Genomic DNA, 26,694 nt, shown 5'->3' with positions numbered 1-26,694 from the left:
AATAGGCCACTTTGGCATGTGAACTATCGTCATGAGTGCCCTTTTTGAAAGTCAAAAATATGTTCCGAGCTTTTGGCCCAGTCATTTCACTTGCAAAACCGCCCCACATGACAGTTCGCAGATGCATTTTTGCAACTCTTCTTTTGGTCAGTTTCGTTGCGTTAACAGCTTTGATGGCCGCAACACTGTCCCCCGGAGGCCTGTCTCCGCTCGATTTGTTCATCCTGCTGTGTTTCATGATCACCCTACCCTGGACCATTATCGGGTTCTGGAATGCGGTCATCGGTCTGCTGGTGATGCGGCTCGCCCGCGACCCGATTGAAACTGTCTCGCCACTCCGCCCCGGGGATCTTGAGGGTCCCTTGACGAGTTCAACCGCGCTTTTGTCCTGTGTCCGGGATGAAGATACAGCCGCACTGGAGACACATCTCAGCGCCATGGTGAGTGATCTCCTCCAGACCGGGCACGGCGCCCATTTCAAGCTTTATGTGCTGAGCGACACGTCCCAGAACGACATCGCCCTGCAGGAGCAGGAAATGACCGCCCGCCTGCAAGAACGCTTTGACGGTCAAATGCAAGTCGTCTACCGGCGCCGCAGCCTGAACACCGGTTTCAAGGCCGGCAACATTGAAGACTTCTGCGATCGTTGGGCCAGCCAGCACGATTTCGCTCTTGTGCTGGATGCGGACAGCTTCCTGTCGGCCGAGGCGGTCATCGGTCTGGTCCGCCGGATGGAAGCGAACCCCGCGGTCGGCATCTTGCAAAGCCTCGTCGTCGGCCTGCCGACGGACAGTGCCTTTGCCCGTGTCTTCCAGTTCGGCATGCGCCTCGGCATGCGCTCCTACACCATCGGCAGCGCCTGGTGGCAGGGCGATTGCGGTCCCTATTGGGGCCACAATGCGCTGTTGCGGCTGCAGCCGTTCAAGGAGCATTGCCGCTTGCCGGTTCTTCCGGGCAAGGGCCCGCTGGCCGGTACGATCCTCTCCCATGATCAGGTCGAGGCCGTCCTGATGCGCCGGGCCGGTTATGAGGTGCGCGTGCTGCCTCTGGAAACCGGCAGCTACGAGACAAACCCGCCCCATCTTCTGGAGTTCATCCGCCGGGATCTACGCTGGTGCCAGGGCAACCTGCAATACCGCCGCCTGTTGGGTCTGAAGGGGTTGAAACTGGTCAGCCGGGCCCAGTTGTTCCTGGCCATGCTAATGTTCCTGGGCTCTCCCGCCTGGATCGGTTTCATGGTTGCTTCGGCCGTTCTGGGAATGACCACAAATTATGCACCCTACCGGGCGGATACGGGGATAACCCTGTTCATAACCATTTTGAGCATGGTGTTTGCCCCCAAACTGGCGACCGTTGCCGACGTTCTGGCGCGCAAGGATCTGCGCCAGGCCTTTGGCGGCCCCGTGCGCATTCTGGTCAGTACCGCAGGCGAAATCCTGTATGCCTCCATGCTGGCCCCGATCATGGCCGTCGCGCACACGCTGTTTATGGGCGGGCTTGTTGCCGGCAAAACCATCGGCTGGGGCGCTCAGGCCCGCGGCGTCGCCCGCCTGCCGCTCGCCCTGGCCGCCGGAAAGCTGTGGCCGCAGACCCTCTTTGGCCTTCTGGGCCTCGCCTGGCTGATCCATCAGCCGCTTGAGCTGGTCTGGCCGGTTATTCCGATTGCTGTCGGGCCGCTTTGCGCCATCCTTCTGGCCGTTGCGACCTCCACCAAAACCCTCGGCAAACTGGGCATCCGCTCAACACTTTGGCGCATTCCGGAAGAAACCGCCCCGCCCCCCGAACTGGCCAGCCTGCACCTGCCCGCGCTTGCCAAGAACCCGGCTCCGGCCACAGCCGAGCCCGCCCTGGTGCGGACCGGCGCCAAGCCAGCTGAGGCTTGAATGTGTGACAGGGCGGCCGCCGAGCCGCCCTTCCTGTTTGCGCACAGCCCCTCTGGGGTCCTCAAAAAACCGGCGCGAAGCCGGTCTTTTTATGATCGGGTTTGAGCTGCAGAGAGCGGGAGCGTGCCGCGTTCATCGAGTTTCAAACGGCTTTGTCTTTTGCGTTGAACCCCGTGATGTCAGGCAACGAAAGACAAAACCCGTCAAACACACTTTACTCTAACAGCCCATCCTGCAGGGCCGAACAGCTTGAAAGCAACCGAGACGCGGCGCGCCTTATTCCCGCCTCAACAAATAAGACCCTATTCGACCGTGACATGAGAGCGCTCAGAAAAAAGCGTGTTACAGGGCGATGCGGGGCATCGTCCAGGACGCGCGACACGGTGGAACGCTTTCATGCCGCAGCCTTCGTTGGTTTGTCCAGGCCCGCCGGGCTGTGTCACCCCGTTTGCCAGGCCAACCAAGGCCGGTCTGCGCGCCTCTCCGAGCCGGAGAACCTGAAAAACCGATCCAATAGCTGCTTGATTGGTAAGGTTGGTACTAAGCTGCGTTGGAAGAGGTCAAGGACTGGGTCAGATAGCCGTAAATTTCCTGCGGATCGGAGGACGCCCGCACCCCTTGGGTGACGGCCGCATCCCGCAACTGGCGGGCAATCCGCGCCAAAGCCTTGAGATGATCGGCACCGGCACCTTCCGGTGCCAGCAGCAGGAACACCAGATCGACCGGCTCATCGTCGAGCGCATCAAAATCGACCGGTTTGTCCAGTTTTGCAAACAGGCCCACAAGGCGGTCCAGACGCGTCAGCTTTCCATGGGGGATAGCAATGCCATGACCGACACCGGTGGAGCCCAGACGCTCGCGCTGCAGAAGCGTTTCGAAAATTTCGCGTTCCGAAAGACCGGTCAGCTCTGCCGCCCGCGCGGACAGTTCCTGAATTGCCTGCTTTTTGCTTTTCGCTTTCAGGTCGGCAATGACCGCATCTTTTCCAAGAAGATCGCCAAGATCCATTCGTTTGCCTACAAGTTTCAGAAGCCGGCCCCGGCAGGGTGCCGGCTTCTAGCGCTTCAAAGTATTATTCCGCAGCCTGAGTGGCCACCAAGGCCGGATCGATCCAGCCTATATTCCCGTCCGGCCTGCGGTAAACAACATTTACACCGCCATTTGCCGCATTTTTAAACAATACGACCGGGGCTTCGGTCAGATCCAGTTCCATAACGGCCATGCCGACCGTCATGGTCTTCACCTTGGCCGAGGTTTCCGCAATGACAAGCGGATTGAAATCCGCCGGCACTTCCTCGTCTTCCTCCGGAGAGGCGAGAACGTAGGACGCAGCCTCAAACGCGTCGCGACCGTGGCCATTGTGGCCGTGATGGTCTTTCAGCTTGCGCTTGTAGCGGCGAAGCCTTTTTTCGATCTTGTCCGCAGCAGCATCAAAACTGTTGCGCGGGTCTGGATCTTGCGCAGATACCTGTAACACGATTCCCGTGTCCAGATGCAGGCTGCATTCCGACTTAAAGCCTGTACCTTCCCTGCTGAGCGTAACGTGGCCAGTGAATCCACCCGTGAAATATTTCGACAGGGCATCTTCAATTCGGTCTGTGACGTGAACGCGCAGTGCATCGCCGACATCAACATGTTTACCCGAAATCCGCAAAGCCATGGGGACCTCTTCTTTTTCTATAGGCCGATATGCCACCGGATTGTGCCGGTGTTGAGACGCGAAACGTCTCAAGTCCACAGAATGGACCAGTCAGCGCTAGAGCGCCATCCCCTGATTACGTCATGAGGGCGGTGCTATAATTGCGCTAACGCAAAGTGTCAATTCTTTGTAGATAGGTGTGCACGGCTGAGAAAAAAACCGTTTTCACTCAAGGAATTGTATCGGTGGATATCTTGAAATTCGAGACCCGGCAAACTACCGTTCAGGCAATTTGAAAGGCGTTTTCGGTCTTTGCAAAAGATGCTGCGGGCCTGCCGACTGGGGAAAAAGAGGGTTGCTAGAGCCTTGCATTTTTCTCCCGGCGGCGCTGCACGGATGATCCGATCTTCATCGCCTCGCGATATTTGGCAACGGTCCGGCGCGCGATATCGACACCATCACCTTTGAGAATTTTCACGATCGTATCATCGGAGAGAATGGCCTTGGGATCTTCCGCATCAATCATCTGGCGGATCCTGTGGCGCACGGATTCCGCCGAATGCGCATCACCATCCGCCGTGCCGGCAATGGCGGACGAGAAGAAATATTTCAGCTCGAAAATGCCGCGCGGCGTGGCCATGTATTTATTGGACGTCACCCGGCTGACAGTGGATTCGTGCATGCTGATGGCTTCGGCGACCGTGCGCAGATTGAGCGGCCGCAAATGCTCGATGCCGTAGGTCAGAAAGCCGTCCTGCTGGCGCACGATTTCCGTCGACACTTTCAAGATGGTCTTGGCGCGCTGATCCAGGCTCTTGGCCAGCCAGTTGGCGGTCTGAAGAGACTCCGTCAGATATTCTTTTTCAGTCTCATTGCGCGCCGTCTTGATGACCTTTGCAAAATAGGTCTGGTTGACCAGCACTTTCGGCAAGGTGTCCGAATTCAGTTCCACCGCCCAGGTGCCGTCACTGGCCGGGCGCACAAACACATCCGGGACCACAGGCTGCACCAGGGCGGAGCCAAAGACACTTCCCGGCTTGGGATCAAGCGCACGGATCTCGCCGATCATTTCAACCAGATCCTCGTCATCCACACCGCAGACTTTCCGCAACGCGGCAAGGTCCCGCTTGGCCAGCAACTCGATATTGCCGATCAGCGCTTCCATCGCCGGATCAAACCGGTTCCGGTCCAGCAATTGCAGCTTCAGGCATTCGGCCAGATTGCGCGCAAACACTCCGGCCGGTTCAAAGGATTGCAGCACCGAGAGCACTGTTTCAATCCGTTGTGCCTCCACCCCGAACTGCTCTGCCGTCTCTTCCAGATCGAAATAGAGATAGCCGTTTTCATCAAGCGAATTGATCAGATGGCCGCCGATCAGCCGGTCGGCCTCATCCGTCAGCGCCAGATGCATCTGTTCTTCCAGGAACTGGACCAGAGAGGCTTCCTCGGCCACAAACGCTTCCAGATTGTAGTCTTCCGACGCCTGGCCGCTGGTCGCGTTCTTGTAGCTGTCCCCAGACTTCAAAAGAGCCGGATCCGGGGAGGCAGGCACGCCCGGCTCATCGGGAAACACATTGCCGAGATCGGTGTCCATGCGCGCGGCGATCGCTTCCGAGCCGGTTTCCAGATCGCTCTGCATCCAGTCGCCCGTATTCGGGTCATCCGCCTGGCCCGCAGCTGCGTCGTGCCGGTCCGCGTCCCCGTCCTGCGGGGACGGCCTGTCCGGCTCCGGCGCGTCTGCGCCGCCTGTATCAGTTTCGCTCTTTTCCAGAAGGGGATTGCGCTCCAGCTCGGCCTCGACATAGGAGACCAGATCAAGGTTGGACATCTGCAGCAGCTTGATCGCCTGCATCAGCTGCGGCGTCATCACCAGCGACTGGCTTTGCCGCATCTCCAACTTTGTTGAAATGGCCATCGAGTTCCCGGGCGATTGTCAGCTTCTAGTGGTCTGCTTTTTGCTTATCATTGCAGGCGCGCACTATAGCCTAGCCGGACACTGATCATCAAAGCGTAAATTGCTCCCCAAGGTAAAGCCGTCGCACATCCGGATTGGTGACGATATCCTGGGGCAATCCTTCGGTCAGAACTTCACCGGCCGCAATGATATAGGCCCGGTCGATGAGACCCAGCGTTTCGCGCACATTGTGGTCCGTGATCAGCACGCCAATACCGCGCTGGGTCAGATGGCGCACAAGCTGCTGAATATCGCCGACCGCAATTGGATCAATGCCCGCAAAGGGCTCGTCCAGCAGCATGAAGGAGGGCCGGCTGGCCAGCGCGCGGGCAATTTCCACCCGGCGGCGTTCCCCGCCCGACAAGGCGATACTCGGCGATTTGCGCAAATGGGTGAGGCCGAATTCCGCCAGAAGGGAATCGAGTTCCTCGCGCCGCTTGCGCCTGTTAGGCTCGATCACTTCCAAAACGGCGCGGATGTTTTCCTCAACGGTCAGCCCCCGGAAGATCGAGGCTTCCTGCGGCAGATAGCCAATGCCCAGGCGCGCGCGCCGGTACATGGGCATGCGGGTGATGTTGAAGCCTTCCAGCAGGATCTGGCCTTGATCGGGCCGGATCAGGCCCGTGATCATGTAAAAGGTCGTGGTCTTGCCGGCCCCGTTCGGTCCCAGAAGGCCGACCGCCTCGCCCGGCTTGACCGTCAGGCTGACATATTTGACCACCTGCCGCCGCCCGTAGGTCTTGCCGATCCCATCGACCACAAGGGCCTGCGACAAGTCCTCTTCAGTGCGGGCAGACCCGGCCATATCCACATGCAATCCATTGAAATCCGGAGACGATCTTTTCACGTAAGCACTGTCCATTGCTGCCCCGCACAAACCCCACATAAGGTTTGACACAAGGTCTGTCGAGTCAGCCTCTTGCCGGGCCTGGATCAACCAATGCTCAACCGGCCGCTGCCGGGCCTCAACATTGATCGCTTTTAGCTTGATCGAGCCTTTGTCCTGCGGGCTCTAGTTCTGGTCCTGGTTGACGCTGTTGGGCATGATCCGGACCTTGACCCGCCCGCCATTTGAAGACGGCGAAGTGGCCGCGTTGCCCGCCGTCAGATTGGCTTCGCCGGTCTTCAGGTTGACCGTGAGTTTCTTGCCGACAACCACATTCGGCCCCTGGCTCAGGACAACTTCGCGGCCGGTCATGACCATGACTTCCCGCGTCATGTCGAAATTGGCCTGATCACCGGTCGCGGTCTGGTCCTTGGAGGTCACATGCACCCCGCCTTCAGCCTCCAGGCGGGAGATGCGCTGCTGAACCGCTTCTTCATTGGTCGACGCGCCGGAGCCTGCGTAAAACACTTTCAGCCGTTCGGTCTTCAGCTTGGTCTCGCCCTGGGTGACCACCACATCGCCGACAAAGGTCGCCGTGTTCTTGTTGTCTTCCACCCGCAGCTCACTCGCCTCGATCTCGATCGGCTCGCCATCATTGGAACCGAACCCGGCGAAGGAATCGGAAAAGGTCTGGGCCTGAACGGCCGTCGCCACAACCATTACAGCGGCGGCCAGGGCCGCTTGTTTGAAACATCTCATCTTCTACTGTCCTTGCGCCGCAGCCGGGTTAATGGTCATTTTCACACCATCTGAGAACCGGACGATCCCTTTTTCCTTGTCATAGGAAAGTTTGCCGGAATGCACCCTTCCCTGATCAGAGCGGATGGTGACCGGTTCGGATGTCTTCATCCCGCCATCCTTCATGTCGATCTCCACTTCCGAGAGATCCACAGTGTAGCCCTGGCTCCATTCGATCTGGATGCCATCGAACAGGCGCAGGGTCTCAGCGGCGTTGTTGTAGGTTCCCTTCAGGGCCACAATATTGGCTTCCTCATCCTTGCCAAGGACAATATCCGCCCGGATCGTTTCCAGATCGATAATGCGCGGGTCGCTCAGTCTCTGAATGGCCCGGCGGGCATGGACCTTGTAAGAGCGGTCACCGTCATGGCCGGAAAGCTCGGGGTGATCCATCACCAGGCCCTTGCTGGTCAGCATCATGTTGGCAGCACCAAAACTGCTCAAAACGTTGAACAGCACCACCAGACCGATCATTCCGGCAAGGATCAGAAAGCCGATGCCGGGAAAGACCCAGCGCAGCACACGAACCAGAATGCTGTGCCGGCGCGCCGCCCTTTGCGCCCGGCTCAGGCCGGGCTGCCGGATGGTCTGTTGCGGGTAGCCGCTGAGGACGCTCAAATATCAACTCCAAACCGGCGCCCCAGAAAGGCACCCAAACGGTTTTCCTGCTCAGGAATGAGCGAAAATATCAGTCTCTTCCCAGCCCTTCAGGTCCAATTCGCCCCGGACCGGCAAGAACCCGAAACAGGCCTCGGCCAAGTGAGTGCGTCCTTCCCGCTCCAGCATGGCCTGCAGCTTTTCCCTCAAGCCATGCAAATGCAAGACATCGGAGGCTGCATATTCAAGCTGCGCCGGCGACAGGGTGTCCGCGGCCCAGTCCGAGCTTTGCTGCTGCTTGGACAGTTCCACACCGAGAAGCTCCCGCGTGATGTCCTTCAGTCCGTGCCGGTCCGTATAGGTGCGCACCAGTTTCGAGGCGATCTTGGTGCACCAGACCGGATTGACCTCAATGCCCAGATAGTGCCGCAAGACGGCAACATCAAACCGTGCGAAGTGAAATATCTTGGGCTTTGACGGATCGGAGAACAGGCGGGCCAGGTTCGGCGCTTCGCTCTGGCCCCGCGCAATCTGCACCACATCGGCAGAGCCGTCGCCGGAAGACAATTGCACCACACACAGCCGGTCACGCAGCGGATTGAGGCCCAGCGTTTCCGTGTCGACCGCAACCGCGTCCGCCGATTCATAGGCTGCCAGATCGGGTAGGTCGCCCTTGTGGTGCCGAATGGTCATGCTGCCTCGTCTCCTATCTCTTGTCCGCGCGCATATATAAAACCTTCAGGGAAGATTTCTCCGTGAGGTAGAACAAGCGTGGGGATGTGGCAAGCAGATTACGGCATTTGAACGGCTTCCGCCGCCCCGCTCCCCGGCAAGCGACCCGTTTTCTTCCCGGCCGTGCCTTTATTGCCCGTCTCTTATGGTTCCGGCCAGATCATCAATGATCGGACAGTCCGGGCGGGTGTCCCCATGGCAGGCGTTCACCAGGGTCTTCAGTACCCGTTTGAGCGATTGCAGTTCCCCGATCTTGCGGTCCACTTCCTCGATCTTGGCCTCTGTGAGCGCTTTCACATCCGCGCTGGCCCGGTTGCCGTCCTGATAAAGCGACAGCAGGTCCCGGCATTCCTCGATTGAAAACCCCAGGCTTCTCGCCCTTTGCACAAACCGCAGCCGCTGCACGTCGCCGTCCGAAAAATCCCGGTAACCATTGCCCCGGCGCTCGGGCGTGACAAGGCCGATCTCCTCATAGTAGCGGATCGTCTTGACCGGCAGATGGCTCAAATCTGATGCGGTGCCGATATTCATGGCTGCGGCCTCACTGGTGTTTCTGCCCCGGTTTTACAGCGTCCGCCGCCTGAGGCGCAATGCATCTCCAGACACGGGCACGGGCACGGGCACGGGTACGGGTACGGGTACGGGTACGGGTACGGGTACGGGTACGGGTACGGGTACGGGTACGGGTACGGGTACGGGCAGCAAAGCCAAAACCGGGAATGGGCTCAACAGCGCGGTCTGCAGAACAGCCCTCACGCCGCTGCGCTCAACCAGCCTTCGCCTTCAAGCTGGTCATCAGATTGTGGAATTTCTCGCCCTGAACGGCCACATGGTGGCGCAGCGCCATGGCCGCGTCCTCCGGCTTTCCGTCCGCCAGCGCCTCGACGACGGCTTCATGTTCCGCCATCGACTGGGCCATCCGGCCCCGGAAGCGCAATTGCTGGCGGCGGAACGGCTTCAGCCGCTTGTGCAGTTTGGCAGCTTCCTGCTCCAGAAAGCCGTTGCCGGACTGGCGGTATATCGTCTGATGGAAGCGCTCGTTTTCCAGATAATAGGCATCGGGGTCCACCGCTTCGACCGCTATGCGGCATTTGGCATTGGCATCGCGCAGATCATCCAGCGCCTCATCGCAGATCCTGAGCGCCGCGAGACGGCCGCACACGGCTTCCAGTTCGGCCATGACCTCAAACATTTCCATCAGTTCAATCGGCCCCGGCTGTCGGACAAAGGCGCCCCGGCGGGGCACGAGCTCCACCAGGCCGGACAGGGCCAGCCGCTGGAAGGCTTCCCGCAAGGGGGTGCGGGACACGCCGAACTGCTCGGCCAGCCGGACTTCGTCCAGCCGGTCGCCATCAACGAAAACGCCGCTGAAAATATGCTCTTCCAAAGCTTCGGCAATGTTATCTGCGCGGCGTTGTTCCATGATTTTTTCTAGCCCGCCCATCTGAAAAACGCAATCTCGTACTTTTTGTATACAAGAACATTGACTAAAAATACAGCACTCCGCTACTCTCCCTGAACCGGTCGGCTCTGCCGGGCGGACTTTTGGGAGGAAAATATGAAAACCATTTTGAAAAGCGCGGTCGCAGCCGTCGCGCTCATGAGCACGGTCTCCTTTGCCCAGGCAACGGAACTGCGCCTGTCGCACCAATGGTCGAACAAGGATGTGCGCCATCAGGTGGCCCAGATCGTCGCCGACGAAGTGGCCGCTGCCAACGTGGATCTTGAGATCAAGATCTATGGGTCCAAGTCGCTGTTCAAGCCGCGCGAACAATATAAGCCGCTCAGCCGGGGCCAGCTCGACATGACGGTGCTGCCGCTCAGCTATGCGGGCGGCCAGCAGCCTGCCTATAACCTGACCCTGATGCCCGGTCTGGTGAAGAACCACGACCACGCAGCCCGGCTCAGCCAGTCCCCGTTCATGGACGCTCTGGAAGCCAAGATGGCCGAGGACGATGTCATGGTGCTCGTGCATGGCTACCTGGCCGGCGGTTTTGCAGGCAAGGACAAATGCATCACCAAGCCGGACGACGTGAAGGGCCTGCAGACCCGCGCCGCCGGAAAGTCGTTTGAGCAGATGCTGGCCGGAGCCGGCGCGTCAATTGCGTCCATGGCTTCGTCGGAAATCTACAACGCCATGCAGACCGGCGTGCTCCAGGCGGCCAACACCTCGTCCTCCTCTTTCGTCTCCTACCGGATCTATGAGCAGGTCAAATGCTATACGCCGGCCGGAGAGGTGGCTCTCTGGTTCATGTATCAGCCACTTCTCATGAACAAATCCACCTTTGAAGGGCTGACGGAAGCCCAGCAGTCCGCGCTTCTGGCCGCCGCCGAAAAAGCCGAAGCCTTCTATCTGGCCGAAGCCAAGAAACAGGATGCTGCCTCGGTGCAAGTCTTCCAGGAAGCGGGCGTGGAAATTGCCGAAATGACCCCGGAAGATTTCGAGGCCTGGCGCAAGCTGGCGATGGAAACCTCCTACAAGAAATTTGTCGAGGAAGTGCCGGACGGGCAGGAGCTGCTCGATAAGGCCCTGGCTGTCGAATAAGCCCAGGCCAGAGGGGCGGCCCGGCCGCCCCTTTCCTTTCTTTCCCGTCACATCTTATTCATGGGGAGTCGGTCATGGCCGGCCATAGTTCCGCTGTTGCCGCCCGCACGGGCAACAATCCGTTCCTGCGCGCCGCTGCCGCGCTGTCCACCCTGGCCGGCTGGTGCTCTGCGGCCATGATCGTTGCCGCTGTCGCCATCACCTGCCAGATGATCTTCGTGCGGTTCATGCTCAACGGCTCCACCATCTGGCAGACAGAAGCGGTCATCTATCTGGTGATCGCAGCCACCCTGGTCGGCCTGCCCTATGTGCAGCGTTTGCGCGGGCATGTGAATGTCGATCTGATCCCGATCTCCCTGGGTCCGCGTGCCCGGTTTTGCCTGGCCATTCTGACCTCGGTGCTGTCCATCGTGATCATCACGATCATGCTGGTCTATGGCTTTGAATACTGGCATTTCGCCTGGGAACGGGGCTGGCGCTCCGACACGGTCTGGGGCGTAAGGCTCTGGATCCCCTATCTTTCCATCCCGGTCGGCTTCGGGCTGCTCCTTTTGCAGCTGATCGCCGATCTGGTTGCGGTCATCACCGGCACAGACAAACCCTTCGGCCTGGAGTAAGCGCAATGGATCCCCTGTTTCTCGGCGTCATTGTCGCGCTTGCCACCATTCTGGTGCTGTTTTCCGGCGTCTCCGTCGCCATCGGCCTTCTGATCGTCTCCGCAGGTTTTCTGATCATTTTCGACGGGCCACGCTCACTGGAACTGATGCCGGAAATCCTGTTCGGCAAACTCGATAATTTCGCGCTTCTGTCCATCCCCATGTTCATCATCATGGGGGCGTCCATTGCCTCCACCCGGGCCGGGGCCGACCTTTATGAGGCGCTCGAACGATGGCTGACCCGGGTGCCGGGCGGGCTGGTGGTCTCCAATCTGGGGGCCTGCGCCCTGTTTGCGGCCATGTCAGGCTCTTCGCCTGCCACCTGCGCCGCCATTGGCAAGATGGGCATTCCCGAAATGCGCAAGCGCGGCTATCCGGACGGGGTGGCCGCCGGGTCGATTGCCGCCGGAGGCACGCTCGGTATTCTCATTCCGCCTTCCGTCACCATGATTGTGTATGGGATTGCCACGGAAACCTCGATCGGGCGCCTGTTTCTGGCCGGTGTGATCCCGGGCCTGCTGCTGGTCAGCCTGTTCATGGCCTGGTCGCTGTATTCCACCTGGAAGTCGGGCGACGGTGTGCGGCTGAGCGCGGGGCGCTACAGCTGGAGTGAACGGTTGGAGATCCTGCCGCGGGTGCTGCCCTTTCTGGCGATCATTGCCGGCGTTCTTTATGCCATGTATGGCGGCATCGCCACCCCGTCGGAAACCGCTGCCGTCGGCGCCCTTCTCTGCCTGCTGATCGCGGTGATCATCTACCGGCTCTGGCAGCCCCAGGCGCTGTGGGTGGTCCTGCGTGACAGCACCAAGGAATCGGTGATGATCCTTTTCATCATCGCCACCGCCGGTGTCTTTTCCTATATGCTCAGCTCGCTCTTCATCACCCAGTCAATTGCCGAATGGATCGGCACGCTGGATGTGAACCGCTGGGTGCTGATGGGCGCGGTCAACTTCTTCCTGCTGATTGCCGGATTTTTCCTGCCACCCGTCGCTGTGATCCTGATGGCCGCACCGATCCTTCTGCCGATCATCACCACGGCGGGCTTTGATCCGATCTGGTTTGCGGTCGTCCTGACCATCAACATGGAAATCGGCCTGATTTCCCCTCCGGTCGGCCTGAACCTATATGTGATCAACGGGATCGCGCCGGATATCTCTTTGAAGACGATCCTGACCGGCTCCCTGCCCTTTGTCGGATGCATGGTGCTGGCCATTATATTGCTGTGCCTGTTCCCGGAACTGGCAACCTGGCTGCCCGATCTGATCATGGGGAAATCCATATGACACTTCTTGCCGATCTTCTGTCCACCGTCTTTGAACGGCGCTACCGCCAGCCCGCCCGCAAGAGCCATGACGGCCGCCCGCTGGAGGAACTGGCCACCGATCTGGTCGGCTCGGCCGGGGAAACCTCGGGACTGGCGCTTGCCCAGGATATTCTGTCGCGCTTCAAGGATCTTGAAGACGTCGACAAGCTCGCTTTCTTCAAGACAGCCGCCGAACGGCTTAACCTGGACCCGGAAGCGGTGCGCACGGCCCTGGACGCCTATGAGCGCGCGCCCTCCAAAACCACCTACCGGGATTTCATGAACGCGGCCGAACCCCGCCGCCAGGAGCTTTTCCGGCGCCTCAATATGGTGCCGGGTGCGACCGAAGCCCTGGTCAACATGCGGGCGGACCTGCTGCGCCTTGGCGGCAGGGACCCGGAGCTTGAAGCCTTTGACCAGGATCTCCGGCACCTTTTTGCGTCCTGGTTCAACCGTGGCTTTCTGGTGCTGCGGCCGATCAATTGGGAAAGCCCGGCCCATATTCTGGAAAAGATCATCGCCTATGAGGCCGTTCATGCGATCCACAGCTGGGACGACCTGCGCCGCCGCCTGGAGCCGGCGGACCGGCGCTGTTTTGCCTTCTTTCACCCGGCCATGCCCGATGAACCGCTGATTTTTGTGGAAGTGGCCCTAACCAAGGGCATTGCCAGCTCGATCCAGGCGCTTCTGGCCGGAGACCGGGAGGCCCTTGCCGCCGAAGAGGCGGATACGGCGGTGTTCTATTCGATCTCCAACTGCCAGGCGGGTCTGGCCAGCATCTCCTTCGGCAATTCGCTGATCAAACAGGTGGCAGCTGACCTGGCCGCCGAACTTGGCGGGCTGAAGACCTTCGTCACCCTGTCGCCCATTCCCAAACTCACCAAATGGCTGGAACGCGAGGAAGAGGACTGGAAACAGTATTCAGAACAGGACCTGAAGGCCGCAACCGCCTTTTACCTTTTGAATGCAAAGGCCCGTGGCGGGCGCCCCTATGACCCGGTCGCCCGGTTTCACCTGGGCAACGGGGCCCTTGTCCATGCTGTCCATGCCAATGCGGACCTGTCGGAAAAAGGGCAGGCCCAATCTGGCGGAATGATGGTCAACTATCTTTACGATCTTGCCAAAGTCTCGCAAAACCACGAGAAATTCGCCACAACGCAGGATGTGACGGCGGCAGATGCCGTTCGCTCCCTCGCCCGCTCCAGTGCTCTCTCCCAGAAAGGAAAAAAAGGGACCGCCGATGCCTAACCCCCTCTATGACACACTTTTTGGCGCCCATGCCGGCAAGACAACGCCCTTTCTTCACCTTCTGGATGGCAGCACCCTCACCCATCAGGATTTTCTCGCCCAGACCGCCCGGATCGCCAACGCCTTGAGCGGGTTTGGCCTCGCCCCCGGCGACCGGGTGGCCGTTCAGGTGCAAAAATCCCCCGAAGCGCTTGCCCTTTATGCGGCCTGCGCCCAGGCGGGCATGGTGTTCCTGCCGCTCAACACGGCCTATACGGTCGACGAGCTGACCTATTTCATCGAGAACAGCGGCGCCGCGCTGATCGTGTGTGACGGGACCAGCGAAGCCGCCCTTGCCCCGATTGCCGCACAGCTGAACGCCCGGCTCGAGACCCTGAACGCCGATGGCAGCGGCTCCTTGAAAAACGCAGCAGCCTCCCTTTCCGCCAGCTTTGACACTGTTGACCGGAGCGGCGAAGACCTGGCAGCCTTTCTGTATACGTCCGGCACCACCGGCCGCTCCAAGGGCGCGATGCTGACCCAGAACAATCTTCTGTCGAATGCGCAGACGCTTGTGCGGGAATGGCGGTTCACGGACAAGGATGTGCTTTTACACGCCCTGCCCATCTTCCACACCCACGGGCTGTTTGTGGCCACCAATGTCACGCTGGCGGCCGGGGGCAGCATGATCTTTTTGCCCAAATTCGATCTGGAAGCCCTTCTGGCACACCTGCCGAAGGCCAGCGCCATGATGGGGGTTCCGACCTTCTATACCCGGCTACTGGACGACAGCCGCTTCACAAAAGAACTGGCCGCGCATATGCGCCTCTTCGTCTCTGGTTCCGCCCCGCTTCTGGCAGAAACCCATGTGCAGTTTGAAAGCCGCACCGGGCACCGGATTCTGGAGCGCTATGGCATGACGGAAACCAATATGAACACGTCCAACCCCTATGACGGCGAGCGCCGGGCCGGCACGGTTGGCTTTCCCCTGCCCGGCGTGGAGCTGAAGATCACCAATCCGGAAACCGGTGCTTCTTTACCAAACGGCGAAGTCGGCCAGATCGAAGTGCGCGGGCCGAACGTTTTCAAGGGCTACTGGCAGATGCCGGACAAGACCGCCGCCGAGTTACGCGCTGACGGTTTTTTCATCACTGGAGATCTCGGCAAGATCGATGCGGACGGCTATGTGCACATTGTCGGGCGCAACAAGGATCTGATCATTTCCGGTGGCTACAACATCTATCCCAAGGAAATCGAGCTGGTGCTGGATGAACAACCCGGCGTTCTGGAAAGCGCGGTGATCGGCGTGCCCCATCCCGATTTCGGCGAGACGGTGCTGGGGGTTCTGGTGCCGCAAAAAGGCGCCTCCCCAGACCTTGAGGCCATTCAGGCGGCCGTTCAGTCGTCGCTCGCCCGTTTCAAACACCCCCGCAAGCTGCTGCTGGTGGACGAGCTGCCCCGCAACACCATGGGCAAGGTGCAGAAAAACATCTTGCGGGATAAGTATCAGGACATGTTCGCCCCGGCCTGAGTCCCGTGACCGGGGACCGGCCCAATTGACGCAGGAGCAGCTCAAGGCTAGAGCACCACCACCTTGGTGCCCAGTTCGACCCGGTTATAGAGGTCGATAATGTCCTGATGCCACATGCGGATACAGCCGCTGGAGGCATTGGTGCCGATGCTGCTTGGCTGGTTGGTGCTGTGGATACGGTAAAGCGTGTCCTTGTTGCCCTGCCACAGGTACAGACCGCGCGCGCCGATGGGATTGTTCGGTCCGCCCTCCTGTCCGTCCCGGTATTTTTCAAGGCTCGGGTCCCGCTCGATCATCTCGTCGGGCGGGAACCATTTCGGCCATTCGCGCTTGAACCGGATGACCGCATCGCCGCTCCAGGCAAAGCCTGCCCGGCCAACCCCGATCCCGTAACGGATCGCCCGCCCGCCGGGCTGAATCAGATAGAGAAATTTCTGGTGCGGATCGACCACGATCGTGCCTGCCGGATAGCGGGTCGGATAATAGACCGTCTGGCGCAGAAATTTGGGATCAAAGGCTGTGTAATTGATCGCCGGCAGCGAAAAGCCGCCATCATGGACCGGCGCATAGGCGGTCGCATAATCCGGCCTGCCATCGGCCAGCGGGGTCAGGCCCGCTTCGACAATCGATTTTTTCTGGCTTTGACAGGCCGCCAGCAGCAGCGGTATCCCGGCAATCAGACTGCGGCGGCTCAAACCTGTCGCCATTCTCACATCCCTTCCCGCACCCGGTTTCCGGGGCACTCCCGGGCCCAGTCTCCTGTAACCAGTCTCCCGGGCCCAGCTTTTTGGGAAGACCCGCCCCGGGTCAGATCCCTCAAAAAGCGCCAGACCCGGCTGCAAACCGGCCCAAACCATCCTCGCCCGCCCCTGCAACGCAGCGGCAGGCAAGTCCATTGAGCGAACAATATTATGGTAAACAGTGTCTTAAAGAGGGCCCTCGTGTCTCAAGACCGGGCCGTTTTCGGGCGAAGAAATGTCCACAGCACAGAACCACTTTGCGTTCCCCGCCGGACGCCCCAAACTCTTTCCCCAACACGAAAAAAGCCCCGGAAGACCGGAGCTTTTTTTCGAATATTTCCGGTTCGAACTGGTTGTTCCGGAAAAATTTTGGTGCCCAGGAGAGGACTCGAACCTCCACGCCCGTAAGGGCACTAGCACCTGAAGCTAGCGCGTCTACCAGTTCCGCCACCTGGGCTGTGAGGGGGGCTTTTAAGGGCCGGGCTGCACCTTGTCAATCAGCAAATGAAACTTTTTTCCGTCAATCACATAGAGCCCTTTCCACGCGGCCCGCAAAGCCCTAAAAAACAAAAGGAAAGGCTTGGCGTTTCGCATCCGAGCCCTCCTTGCCACGCAACAAAAGGCAGTTGAGGATGTCCACAGCACTTAACGGCAAACTCGTCACGATTTTCGGTGGGTCGGGCTTTCTCGGCCGGCATATTGTGCAAGCGCTCGCCAGACGCGGCTACCGGATCCGCGTGGCCGTGCGCCGCCCGGACCTGGCCACCCATGTGCAGCCGCTCGGCGCTCCCGGGCAGATCATGCCGGTGCAAGCCAATCTGCGCTACCGCTGGTCGGTGGAACGGGCTGTTGAGGGCGCAAATGCGGTTGTGAATGCGGTCGGCATTCTTGCCCCTTCCGGCAAACAGACCTTTGACGCGGTGCAGGCCTTTGGCCCCCGCGCCATTGCGGAGGCGGCGCGGGCTGCCGGGATCACCGCGCTCACCCATCTGTCGGCCATCGGCGCGGACAAGGACAGCCGGTCCGTCTATGCCCGCACCAAGGCGGCCGGCGAAGCGGCCATTCTGGACACCCTGCCGGACAGCATCCTGCTGCGCCCGTCCATCGTGTTCGGCCCGGAAGACGACTTCTTCAACAAATTCGCCGACATGGCACGCTTTGCCCCTGCCCTGCCGCTGATCGGCGGCGGCCTGACCAAGTTTCAGCCGGTCTATGTCTGTGACGTGGCCGAGGCGGTGGCCCGCGCGGTGGACGGCGCGTTGATCCCCGGCACGGTCTATGAGCTCGGCGGACCGGAAATCAAAAGCTTCAAAGAATGCCTTCAGGACATGCTGGCAGTGACGCGGCGCAGCCGTCCTCTGGTGACGCTGCCCTTCCCCGTTGCCTCCGCCATGGGCAAAGTGATGCAGTTGCTGCCCTTTGCTCCGCTGACGGCAGATCAGGTGGAGCTGCTGAAGACCGACAATGTCGTCTCAGACGCTGCGATCGCTGAAAGCCGCACCCTGACCGGAATCGGCATCGAGCCGGCCACCCTGGCCGCTATCCTGCCGACCTATCTGGACCGGTTCCGCGAGCACGGCCAGTACGACGCCCACCGCCCCGTCTGACAGCCCGAGAATCCGGGAACACGGAACAGGCCGCCGCAAAGGGGAGCGGCGTCCTGACCTGAGACACCGGGAAGAGGGCACCGGGCAAGATGCCCCCGGATCTGATGGCCCCGGATCAAAGGACGCTGGGGCCGCAGGCTCGGGACGGGTCTTCCGCCCGCATAAAATGCGGTTGAAAATCCGTCCTTTTGCCATTGCTGCTTTCCGCAGGGTCGCCTAGGCTTTGTCCAAGGGGGAAAACGCATGTCTCCATTTGCCAAGATCACCATGGTCTTTGTTGTATTTGTCGATCTTCTCGGACAGGGGCTGGTCTTTCCGATCCTCAATTCCCTGATCATGGAGCCCGGCACGTCGATCCTGCCGCAGACCACCTCCATGGCCATGCGGCATTTCAACTATGGCCTGATCATCGGCATCTTCTTTCTGTGCTGGTTTTTCGGCGCTCCCTACATCTCCAAACTGTCCGACCAGATCGGCCGCAAGAACGCGATCCTGATCTGCCTGTTCGGAGCATTGGCCGGATATGCGCTCACCATCGCCGCGCTTTATGTGAACAGTTTCCTGCTGCTGATCCTGGGCCGCGCCATCACTGGCCTGACGGCGGGCAACCAGCCGATTGCCCAGGCAGCCATGGTCGATGGCAGCACCGGTGAAGAAGACCTGTCGCGCAATATGGGCTTCATCATGGTCGGCATCAGCCTGGGCCTTGTGGGCGGCCCATTGATCGGCGGATTTCTGTCAGACCCGGTGCTGATCGGGGCCTCCGCCAGCATCAAGCTGCCCTTCTATGCCTGTCTGGCACTGGTCGCGTGTGCCGTCATTCTGGTGGTGTTTTTCTATCATGAGGCGCCGGGTGCGCGGGAGGCCTTTGCCCTGCGGCCTGCGGCCATTTTCGAAACGCTGTGGCGCATCCGGGAGTTTCCGCTCGTGCTGCGGCTTGCCATCGTTCTGTTCTTCTTTCACCTGGCAAATGTGACCTTCTATGTCTTTGTTGCGAACTACCTGAGCAGCCGCTTTGACTACGGCACACTTGGCACCAGTTTTGCCATGATGACCATTGGCGCGGCGATTGCGATTTCCAGCACCTTTCTGGTGGTGCCCTTGCAAAAGCGCTTTAACAAGGAGCGGATCATTGCGGCGACTTTCGGGGTCTGGATCGTGGCGACTGCAGCCTTCATTCTGTCACCGGACGGGCCGCTGACCTATGTTCCGGTCTTCTGTTTCTATCTGATGTTCGGCGCCACCTACCCTATCCTTCTGGGCATCTTTTCCGCAGCGGTAGGCGAGGAGGAACAGGGCTGGGTGATGGGCATCACGGTTGCCGTTTTCACCTTTGTCGCTGGTGTGATGTCACTTGTCGGCGGTGAGCTGATGGGCATCAATCTCGATCTGCCGTTCTATATCGTGATTGCCGCTGCCCTTGTGGCCATGCTGGCCATGATCCTGGTCTGGAACAAACCGGAGATCAAAAGCCTGATGCGCGCGCCCCGCAGCTGAATGCGGGCCCAGTGAGCACGGGGGCGGCGCTCTGCCCCCGCGTTGTCTTTGCCCGATAGACTGATTGCGATGCTGGCCTGCGGAGACCTGTGACAGACGCTCCCTTGCTGACTGGGAAACCGCTCAGTCATCCCAATAAAACGCCCCAATCCGGTCCTGATGCAGCTCGCGGTAGCCCCTTGGGGTCCGGATGAGGCCAATGTCCTTCAGCTCCTCCTCATTCAGATGAGCAAGAGCCCGGGCCGTGGCCCGGCGGCGAAGATAACGGCGCAGCCCATCGGCACAGACACGAACAAGGGCCAGAAGTGTGCGGCTGCTCTGGGCAGGTCCGCGGAAAACGGTTTCAATCTCAACACTCATCTCGCTTCTCCTTGAGGGAACACAGCCCCTGAATTTCGGGGACAAGGAGACCTTCGCAGATCAATCCTGACAGCAGGGAGTCAGGTTTGATCCCGTTCTGTTCCCGGGCTATGATTTTTTTCACGACCAACCCTCCAGAGGTCCTTTCATGAACCCGATTGAACGTGCGCTCGGCATTTTATTGCTGCTGACCGGCGGCAAGCTTGTTCCGGCCACGGTGCTGGCCGAGCGCTTTCAGGTGTCCCTGCGCACCATCTACCGGGATATTGACCGGCTGATTGCCCTTGGGGTGCCGGTGGATGCGGAACGGGGCGCGGAAGGCGGCTACCGGCTGGCCAGCGGCTATCTGCAGCCGCCCGTTGCCCTGACGCGGAACGAGACCGCCGCCCTGCTGGCGGCCATGGCGCTGGTGCGCAGCAGCCGCACTGTGCCCCTTGCCGGTGACCTAAGCTCTGCGGAACAGAAGCTGCTCGCCACCCTGCCCAAATCCGTCCATGGCCTGTTAAAGGAAGCCGACCGGATTGTCGGCATCGAACCGATCCCACCGGATATCTTTCATTCCGGCACCAAGGCGGAACCGTCCGAAGACTGGCAGATGGCGCTGGACGGGTTCATGGCCGGTATTCTGGACAGCAAGCGGGTGCGGTTTGACCATGTCAATCCCTCCCGCAAGAGTGCCAAGGCCCATGACGTGGAGCCTTACGGGGTCCTGTTTGACCGGGACCTGTGGTATCTGGCCGGGCGCTGCGTCGACACGCAAACGGTCAAGGTCTACCGCGCCGACCGGGTGCGGGATCTGGAGATCAGCGGCCTCTTTTTCCGGCCCGACAAGGATTTTTCAATAAAGACCTTACTTGGCGGGGTCTGGCTTTCCCAGGCGATGCGCCGCTGGGAACAGGATGAGGAGATTGCCGAGATCCTGATCACCGCCCAACAAGCCCGCAAGCTGGGGGCGGACTGGTATTACCGCCACGCGGTGTTCACCCCCGCAGGTGACGGTAAGGTGAAGATCCGCGTTCCCAGCACCGACAGGGCCAGGATCCTGCCGCTGGTGCGCTGGCTCGGCCCGGGGGCTGAGCTGATCGGCCCGGACCATCTGCGCCGGGACCTGGCCGAAGAACTGGCCGGTCTGAGCGCGCTTTACGCCTGAAGCACCCGGCCCGCAGCAGCCCTGATCCTTATCCTGCGCTGGGTCAGCCCAGGAAATACAGCCCTGCGAACCCGGCAAGGCCAATGAAGATCCGCCACCACGCAAAGGGGGCAAAGCCGTGCCGGGAGACAAAATCCAGAAGGCCCTTCACCACAAAGACGCCGGAAATGAACGATGCAACAAAGCCAATGACAATCAAGGTGGCGTCATCGGCAGAAAGCACGTTCCGGTTCTTGTAAAGGTCATAGGCAAACGCACCCGCCATGGTTGGCATGGCCAGAAAGAAGGAGAACTCAGCCGCCGAACGCTTGTCCGTACCCATCAGCAGGGCTCCGGCGATGGTTGCCCCGGAGCGGGACACGCCGGGCACCATGGCCAGGCACTGGCAAAAGCCGATCTTGAGACAAAGCGACAGCGGATAATCCATCACATTGGTGTAGCGCGGTGTCAGCGGCAGCCGGTCGATCCACAAAAGAACAATACCGCCCACCAGCAAGGTGGTGCAGATCAGGGCCGGGGTTTCGAACAGCACTTCCTTGATGAAGCCATGCAGAAGCACACCGATCACGGCGGCAGGCAGAAAGGCGATCAGAATGCCAGCCACGAACCGCCGGCTGGCAGGGGCACTCGGCAGCGTCACCGCAAGGCTCCAGAGCCTGCCGAAATAGACAGACAGGATCGCAAGGATCGCGCCGAGCTGGATCAAAACTTCAAAGGTCTTACCCTTGCTTTCAAAGCCCAGAAAGTGGCCAAGCAGCAGAATATGCCCGGTGGAAGAGACCGGAATGAATTCGGTCAAGCCTTCTACAATTCCTAAAATAAGCGCGTTTACAATCGTTTGGCCGTCCATGGGATGGTATATCTCCGATTGGCGTGATGAAGTGTGGCCTGAACTGGCAAAAATGCGGATGCAGGCACGGCCTGACCCACGTCTATTTGCAGGACCAACCGGGTGGCGTCAAACCCTTGATAACCATATTTGGGGCAAACTGGGATTCTTAGTCTCGCCACAGTTGCGGTCCTTATACCGAAGGAAGTTGAATATGACCCATGTGAGGCACCTTGAGCGCCAGCCGGGCGGGCGGGTTGCCCGGTGCCGCCGGACCGGGCTGACAGGGGCACCGGGGACATCCGGTTTCGGCAGATCCAGATCCGGCCAAGAGGATTCCCGTCGAAGCGTTTCTGGTCTGAACTTTTCCGGTTTCAACGTCTCAGGCCTTATGAGGCATAAGCAACATCCTTTGGTATCCTTCCTTTCATGCTGACGCTTTACCACCACCCCTTTTCACCCTCTTCCCGGTTCGTGCGCCTTGTGCTGAGCGAATACGGGGCTGCCTTTGACGAACAGCATGTCGACCCCTGGGAACGGCCGCAGCAGCTTCTGCTGCTGAACGCGGCAGGAACCGTTCCTGTCCTGGTGGAAAATGACGGCCCGGGCATTTGCGGGCCGGGGCCGATCATGGAGTATCTGGACGAGACGCGGGGCTATGCTCTGACCGACCGGCGGTTGATGCCCGATCATCCAGATGCGCGGGCCGAAACCCGGCGGCTGGTGGACTGGAGCCTGACCAAATTCGACCAGGAGGTGGTCGGCCATCTGGTGCGCGAGCGCATTTACAAGCAGATCATGCCGAAATCCGCTGGCGGCGGGGAACCGGATTCCGCAGCCCTGCGGGTGGCAAGGGCCAACATTCACCACCATCTGAAATATTTTGGCTATCTGGTCGCTTCCCGGCGCTGGCTGGCTGGCGACCGCCTGTCCTTCGCCGATTTTGCCCTTGCAGCCGGGCTCTCTTGCGCAGATTATCTGGGGGAAGTGCCCTGGAGCAACGAAGACGATGTCAAAAGCTGGTATGCGCGGGTGAAATCACGTCCCAGCATGCGGCCGCTTCTGGGGGAAAAGGTCCTGGGCATGCCGCCCGCCGCCACCTATGCGGATCTGGACTTCTGACGGTTTTGACCCTTTGACGCCCGGCGACCCTTGGACAGAAAAACGCAAAAACTGCTGAATGCGCTGGACGGCAAGGCACAGGCCCTTGGCTTTGACGGGCTGAAGATTGCCGCTGCGGACAGCATCCCGGACGCGCCAAAAAGGCTGCGCGATTTTCTGGACAAGGGCTATCACGGCACCATGGCCTGGATGGAAGAGACCGCCGGCCGCCGAGGAGCCCCAAAGGCGCTTTGGCCAGAGGTGAAATCGGTGCTGATGCTGGCCATGAATTACGGCCCCGATGACAGCCCCCAGAACCATCCGCTGGCCCATCTGGAGGATCCGGAAAGCGGCGGCATTTCCGTCTATGCCCGCCACCGGGACTATCACGATGTCATTAAGGGCCGGTTGAAGGAACTGGCCAGTTTCCTGGTGTCACGGGCCGGCGGCGATGTGAAAGTGTTTGTCGACACGGCCCCCGTGATGGAAAAACCTCTGGGGCAGGCCGCTGGGCTGGGCTGGCAGGGCAAACACACCAATCTGGTCTCGCGCGAGCTCGGGTCCTGGTTTTTCCTCGGCGCCCTCTTCACCACGCTGGAGTTGCCGCCCAGCGGGGCGGAAACCGACCATTGCGGCTCCTGCCGCGCCTGTCTCGACAGCTGCCCGACCGACGCCTTTCCCGCGCCCTACCAGCTCGATGCACGCCGCTGCATATCCTATCTCACCATCGAGCACCCGGGCCCCATTCCAGAAGAGTTCCGCGCGCCCATGGGCAACCGCATCTATGGCTGTGATGATTGCCTTGCGGCCTGCCCCTGGAACAAGTTCGCCAGCGCGGCCCGCGAAGCCAAGCTGGCCGCGCGGGAGCAAATGCAGAACCCGCCCCTTGCCCGGCTGCTGACCCTCGATGATGCCGGGTTCCGCACCTATTTCTCCGGCTCTCCCATCAAGCGGATCGGACGCAACCGGTTCTTGCGCAATGTCCTGATCGCTGCGGGAAATTCAAACCTCCCGGCCCTTCTTGCACAGGTCACCCCACACCTTGAGGATCCGGACCCGACCGTGCGCGGGGCCGCCGTGTGGGCCTTTTGCCAGCTGGCGGATGCGTCAGAGAGTGCCGGCCGAAAGCGTACCGCGCTTGCAGGCGAAGCCGACTCAGGTGTCCGCGCGGAGTGGCTCCGCCGGAAGCAGGCTTAGCCGGCCCCAGGCCTGACCGTCACTTCTCCGAGATCATCCCTGTTGCGATTAGACCTTGTCACAAGAATACGCCATAGTCACACAATGGCCAAAGAGGGCCGACTCTATCGGGACGGATCGAATAATCCGGTCTTTTCTCACCATATGATTTGGAGCCAAAACCTTGTTTTTATTGCCTGCTTCGTCACTTCCCCAAAAGAAGGCCCGCTTCCATGCGCGGTCGCTGTATCTGGGAACCGCCTTGGTTCTGGTCTCCAGCTCAGCCTTTGCCCAGGACAAGGGGCTTGAGGCCTTCAACGCCTATATGGACGGCCTGAAAAGGTTCGGCATGACCATTGAAAACGGCCTAGTCGACTATGACCCGGGCAGCGACACCCTGACCCTGACCGACAGCACGCTTTCTTTCGGCGGCATGATCCAGGATCTCACAGCCAAGGAAACCGATGACACAGGCGCGGACGGCGCCACTGAGACTGATCAGCCCAAACCGTCCACTCTGAGCTTCAAGGTGTCTTTCTCTTCCGGCACTGTGACGATCTCCGGACTGACCCATGACGGCAACCGGTTCTCCGCCGAAAACTGGGTCTATTCGGACGACACAAAGATGCTCCTCAGCGGTTCGGTGAGCGGCAAGGGTCGGCTGAAGGCGGAAACCCGCTTCGCCGGCATGAGCGCAACACGCTACGACTTCGTCCTGCCGGACTTGCCACCGGACAATCCGGCTCAACAGGCCAGCCGCTGGCTCCCTTTCGTCAAGGCAGCCCTGCTGACATCCTTTGACGACGTCAAAGTCGACAATTCAGGCACAACCCTGGAAGCGTATGACACCAGCGGCGACAAGGAAAAGCTGGTGATGTCAAGCACGATCCAGATGGATGGATACCACATGAGCGGGGCCAGGGACGGCCTGATCGCTGAGTATTCGATCGACCGGATGGTCCAGAACATGAAAACCCTGGACGCGCCGTCCGGCCAGATGCTGGCCCAGACGACCAGCCAGGGCAAAACCGTCTATTCCAATATTGACATCGGCGCCCTGCTGGATCTGTTCGATCCTTCGGTTTCCGAAACCGGCGAAGAACGCACGCTGGTCGGCTCCGGAACCGCCGTCGACTATGTGTCGGACCAGGAAATCGCTAACGGTCTCAGCATCAAGGCCACGGCTGAGACCGCTACGATCGACAAGGTCTCGGTAATCAAGCGGGACAATTCGGTTCTGGGCCTGATCGACGACGTCCTGAACAAGAAGACGCCTACCCCGGAAGAGCTTCTCGTCAACCTGTTTCAGTTCTACCGCTCCTTTGCTGTTGCCGATGCCCGCGTCAGCGGCGTGTCGCTGATCGTGCCCATCGCGCCGGGCCTGGACTCCGCCATCACCATCAAGGAAATGGCCATGACAAATGTGGGCGCCAGCGGAGTTGAAGAGATGATGCTCGTCGGCCTGAATGCACCGGCCCTGCCCAAAGATGCCTCCGTCAAACTGGATTGGGCTGCGATCGGCGGGATTGAATTTGCCGACTATGCGCCGATGGAAGGTGTGATCCAGAAAATGATCGCCGACAGCACCTATGCACAGAAGAACCCGCTCGAGGTGGCCCGCACCTTTCTGCCCCGTTCCTTTGGCTATGAGATCGAAGGGCTGGACGTAACGGTGCCCGACACCGGCCGGGTGCAGATCGGCAAGGCCGAAATGACTCTGTCCAGCACCGTTCCGCCGATCCCGACCAGCTTTCACCAGAAGAGTGAAGGCGTGCACGTGCCGGTGGCGGCCCTGGACGATCCGGAAGCCCGAGCCCTTTTGACCGCCCTTGGCCTCGACACTCTGGTCTGGTCTGACGAGACCCGGCTCTATTGGGACGAAGCCACCAAAGAGCTCAACCTGGAACGTCTGCGAATAAACGTTGAGGGTCTCGGCACAGTGGAAGCGTCCGCCAAATTCGCCAATGTGCCGAGGGCTTTGTTTGAAGATCCGCAAGGACAGGGCCAGCTGGCGGCCATTACCGCCCAGTTCGTGACTGCGTCCTTCACCTTCCAGGATGCAGGCTTTACGTCAAAGGGGCTGAAACACGCGGCGGAAACCCAGGGAATTCCGGAAGACGCCCTGCGCGAGGCTCTGGTGGCCCAGGCTGGCCAGGCCGCGGCCCCGATCCAGAACCCGGCCTTCACCAAGATGGTTTCCGACGCTGTCAAAACCTATCTGGACGATCCGAAGTCCCTGAAAGTGACGCTGGCCCCGGCAAATCCGGTGCCGCTCGCCCAGATCCTCGGCAGCATGGCCGCCCCCCAGGGGCTGCCGGATCTGTTGAATGTGAAGGTGGTTGCGAACTGACGCGTGCGCCTTGTCATCTTCAAAAGGGCGGCCCTGTGCCGCCCTTTTCGTTCACTGTTTCATACCAAGCGCAATTGATGATGGCCTATTTGACCGCGCTTGGTTGTCTAATTCCGGCCTCACAGTCAAGTCCCAAGCCCTGTTGCCTCCTCACCAGGTCCACGGTTGTCTTCGAAGTCGCTGCCAGCAGGGT

General features: G+C 60.1%; 24 protein-coding genes and 1 tRNA gene. 12 read left to right on the top strand and 13 right to left on the bottom strand.

Annotated elements, in window-relative coordinates; genetic code table 11:
- The first annotated feature begins 59 nt into the window (after positions 1 to 59).
- A complete protein-coding gene (gene mdoH / locus ACXAIC_RS09455) occupies positions 60 to 1,883 on the top strand; it encodes a glucans biosynthesis glucosyltransferase MdoH (RefSeq protein ID WP_475176535.1) in 1,824 nt (607 codons plus the stop codon).
- A 540-nt stretch (positions 1,884 to 2,423) separates the two neighbouring features.
- On the opposite strand, the gene ptsN is transcribed toward mdoH, so the two are convergent.
- The 9 genes from ptsN to ACXAIC_RS09410 form a co-directional block, all read right to left on the bottom strand.
- Positions 2,424 to 2,891, bottom strand: a complete 468-nt coding sequence (gene ptsN / locus ACXAIC_RS09450) for a PTS IIA-like nitrogen regulatory protein PtsN (protein ID WP_475176532.1) — start codon at positions 2,889 to 2,891, stop codon at positions 2,424 to 2,426.
- Between the two features lie 64 nt (positions 2,892 to 2,955).
- Positions 2,956 to 3,543 carry a ribosome hibernation-promoting factor, HPF/YfiA family gene (hpf, locus tag ACXAIC_RS09445; RefSeq protein ID WP_475176528.1) on the bottom strand — a complete coding sequence of 196 codons (588 nt, stop codon included), beginning with the start codon at positions 3,541 to 3,543 and terminating at the stop codon, positions 2,956 to 2,958.
- A gap of 337 nt (positions 3,544 to 3,880) precedes the next feature.
- Positions 3,881 to 5,437, bottom strand: coding sequence for an RNA polymerase factor sigma-54 (rpoN, locus tag ACXAIC_RS09440; protein WP_475176523.1), 1,557 nt, complete (start codon positions 5,435 to 5,437; stop codon positions 3,881 to 3,883).
- An 88-nt stretch (positions 5,438 to 5,525) separates the two neighbouring features.
- Positions 5,526 to 6,281, bottom strand: a complete 756-nt coding sequence (gene lptB, locus ACXAIC_RS09435; RefSeq protein WP_475177096.1) for an LPS export ABC transporter ATP-binding protein — start codon at positions 6,279 to 6,281, stop codon at positions 5,526 to 5,528.
- 207 nt (positions 6,282 to 6,488) lie between these two features.
- Entirely contained in the window at positions 6,489 to 7,061 is a 573-nt protein-coding gene (locus ACXAIC_RS09430) for an LptA/OstA family protein (RefSeq protein ID WP_475176519.1), read from the bottom strand.
- 3 nt (positions 7,062 to 7,064) lie between these two features.
- Entirely contained in the window at positions 7,065 to 7,718 is a 654-nt protein-coding gene (gene lptC, locus ACXAIC_RS09425) for an LPS export ABC transporter periplasmic protein LptC (RefSeq protein ID WP_475176517.1), read from the bottom strand.
- A 51-nt stretch (positions 7,719 to 7,769) separates the two neighbouring features.
- On the bottom strand, positions 7,770 to 8,390 hold the full coding sequence (locus ACXAIC_RS09420; protein WP_475176513.1) for a ribonuclease D: 621 nt from the start codon (positions 8,388 to 8,390) through the stop codon (positions 7,770 to 7,772).
- A 168-nt stretch (positions 8,391 to 8,558) separates the two neighbouring features.
- A complete protein-coding gene (cueR, locus tag ACXAIC_RS09415; protein WP_475176508.1) occupies positions 8,559 to 8,960 on the bottom strand; it encodes a Cu(I)-responsive transcriptional regulator in 402 nt (133 codons plus the stop codon).
- A gap of 235 nt (positions 8,961 to 9,195) precedes the next feature.
- A complete protein-coding gene (locus ACXAIC_RS09410; RefSeq protein ID WP_475176504.1) occupies positions 9,196 to 9,852 on the bottom strand; it encodes a GntR family transcriptional regulator in 657 nt (218 codons plus the stop codon).
- A 135-nt stretch (positions 9,853 to 9,987) separates the two neighbouring features.
- Here ACXAIC_RS09410 and dctP point away from each other — a divergent pair, with 135 nt between their 5' ends.
- The 5 genes from dctP (at position 9,988) to ACXAIC_RS09385 (ending at position 15,691) form a co-directional block, all read left to right on the top strand.
- Positions 9,988 to 10,974 (top strand): TRAP transporter substrate-binding protein DctP, encoded by a 987-nt coding sequence (gene dctP / locus ACXAIC_RS09405; protein WP_475176498.1) that lies wholly within the window; start codon positions 9,988 to 9,990, stop codon positions 10,972 to 10,974.
- 74 nt (positions 10,975 to 11,048) lie between these two features.
- Positions 11,049 to 11,591, top strand: coding sequence for a TRAP transporter small permease (locus tag ACXAIC_RS09400; protein WP_475176492.1), 543 nt, complete (start codon positions 11,049 to 11,051; stop codon positions 11,589 to 11,591).
- Positions 11,592 to 11,596: 5 nt separating this feature from the next.
- The gene (locus ACXAIC_RS09395) at positions 11,597 to 12,913 is read left to right on the top strand and encodes a TRAP transporter large permease (RefSeq protein WP_475176482.1); all 1,317 of its coding nucleotides are present in this window, start codon (positions 11,597 to 11,599) and stop codon (positions 12,911 to 12,913) included.
- Entirely contained in the window at positions 12,910 to 14,181 is a 1,272-nt protein-coding gene (locus ACXAIC_RS09390) for a malonyl-CoA decarboxylase (protein WP_475176476.1), read from the top strand. The genes ACXAIC_RS09395 and ACXAIC_RS09390 overlap by 4 nt, the downstream gene beginning before the upstream one ends.
- A complete protein-coding gene (locus ACXAIC_RS09385; protein WP_475176470.1) occupies positions 14,174 to 15,691 on the top strand; it encodes a malonate--CoA ligase in 1,518 nt (505 codons plus the stop codon). Before ACXAIC_RS09390 ends, ACXAIC_RS09385 begins: the two co-directional genes overlap by 8 nt.
- Before the next feature lie 47 nt (positions 15,692 to 15,738).
- Here the strand turns inward: ACXAIC_RS09385 and ACXAIC_RS09380 are convergent, their stop codons facing one another.
- Both ACXAIC_RS09380 and ACXAIC_RS09375 read right to left on the bottom strand, forming a co-directional pair.
- The gene (locus ACXAIC_RS09380) at positions 15,739 to 16,398 is read right to left on the bottom strand and encodes a L,D-transpeptidase (protein WP_475176465.1); all 660 of its coding nucleotides are present in this window, start codon (positions 16,396 to 16,398) and stop codon (positions 15,739 to 15,741) included.
- Positions 16,399 to 16,801: 403 nt separating this feature from the next.
- A tRNA-Leu gene (locus ACXAIC_RS09375) sits at positions 16,802 to 16,888 on the bottom strand.
- A 175-nt stretch (positions 16,889 to 17,063) separates the two neighbouring features.
- Here ACXAIC_RS09375 and ACXAIC_RS09370 point away from each other — a divergent pair.
- A complete protein-coding gene (locus tag ACXAIC_RS09370; protein ID WP_475176460.1) occupies positions 17,064 to 18,038 on the top strand; it encodes a complex I NDUFA9 subunit family protein in 975 nt (324 codons plus the stop codon).
- Between the two features lie 243 nt (positions 18,039 to 18,281).
- Positions 18,282 to 19,535 (top strand): MFS transporter, encoded by a 1,254-nt coding sequence (locus ACXAIC_RS09365; RefSeq protein ID WP_475176457.1) that lies wholly within the window; start codon positions 18,282 to 18,284, stop codon positions 19,533 to 19,535.
- 123 nt (positions 19,536 to 19,658) lie between these two features.
- Here ACXAIC_RS09365 and ACXAIC_RS09360 read toward each other — a convergent pair whose 3' ends face one another.
- Positions 19,659 to 19,895: a YjiS-like domain-containing protein gene (locus ACXAIC_RS09360; protein WP_475176453.1), complete on the bottom strand. Its 237-nt coding sequence runs from the start codon at positions 19,893 to 19,895 to the stop codon at positions 19,659 to 19,661.
- A 148-nt stretch (positions 19,896 to 20,043) separates the two neighbouring features.
- Here ACXAIC_RS09360 and ACXAIC_RS09355 point away from each other — a divergent pair, with 148 nt between their 5' ends.
- Positions 20,044 to 21,045, top strand: a complete 1,002-nt coding sequence (locus ACXAIC_RS09355; RefSeq protein ID WP_475176448.1) for a helix-turn-helix transcriptional regulator — start codon at positions 20,044 to 20,046, stop codon at positions 21,043 to 21,045.
- Positions 21,046 to 21,088: 43 nt separating this feature from the next.
- Here the strand turns inward: ACXAIC_RS09355 and ACXAIC_RS09350 are convergent, their stop codons facing one another.
- Complete coding sequence (locus ACXAIC_RS09350; protein WP_475176445.1) at positions 21,089 to 21,895, bottom strand: undecaprenyl-diphosphate phosphatase; 807 nt, start codon at positions 21,893 to 21,895, stop codon at positions 21,089 to 21,091.
- A gap of 408 nt (positions 21,896 to 22,303) precedes the next feature.
- Between ACXAIC_RS09350 and ACXAIC_RS09345 the strand changes: the two genes are divergently transcribed.
- From ACXAIC_RS09345 to ACXAIC_RS09335, 3 genes are all read left to right on the top strand, one after another.
- Entirely contained in the window at positions 22,304 to 22,996 is a 693-nt protein-coding gene (locus tag ACXAIC_RS09345) for a glutathione S-transferase family protein (protein ID WP_475176439.1), read from the top strand.
- Between the two features lie 30 nt (positions 22,997 to 23,026).
- Positions 23,027 to 24,172 (top strand): tRNA epoxyqueuosine(34) reductase QueG, encoded by a 1,146-nt coding sequence (queG, locus tag ACXAIC_RS09340; RefSeq protein WP_475176435.1) that lies wholly within the window; start codon positions 23,027 to 23,029, stop codon positions 24,170 to 24,172.
- A 163-nt stretch (positions 24,173 to 24,335) separates the two neighbouring features.
- The gene (locus ACXAIC_RS09335) at positions 24,336 to 26,501 is read left to right on the top strand and encodes a hypothetical protein (RefSeq protein WP_475176431.1); all 2,166 of its coding nucleotides are present in this window, start codon (positions 24,336 to 24,338) and stop codon (positions 26,499 to 26,501) included.
- Positions 26,502 to 26,694: the final 193 nt, after the last annotated feature.

This window comes from Roseibium sp. AWQ4_254 (genome assembly GCF_056161025.1).
The sequence above is the reverse complement of the archived record's forward strand: the minus strand, read 5'-3'. Positions and strand labels throughout refer to the sequence as shown.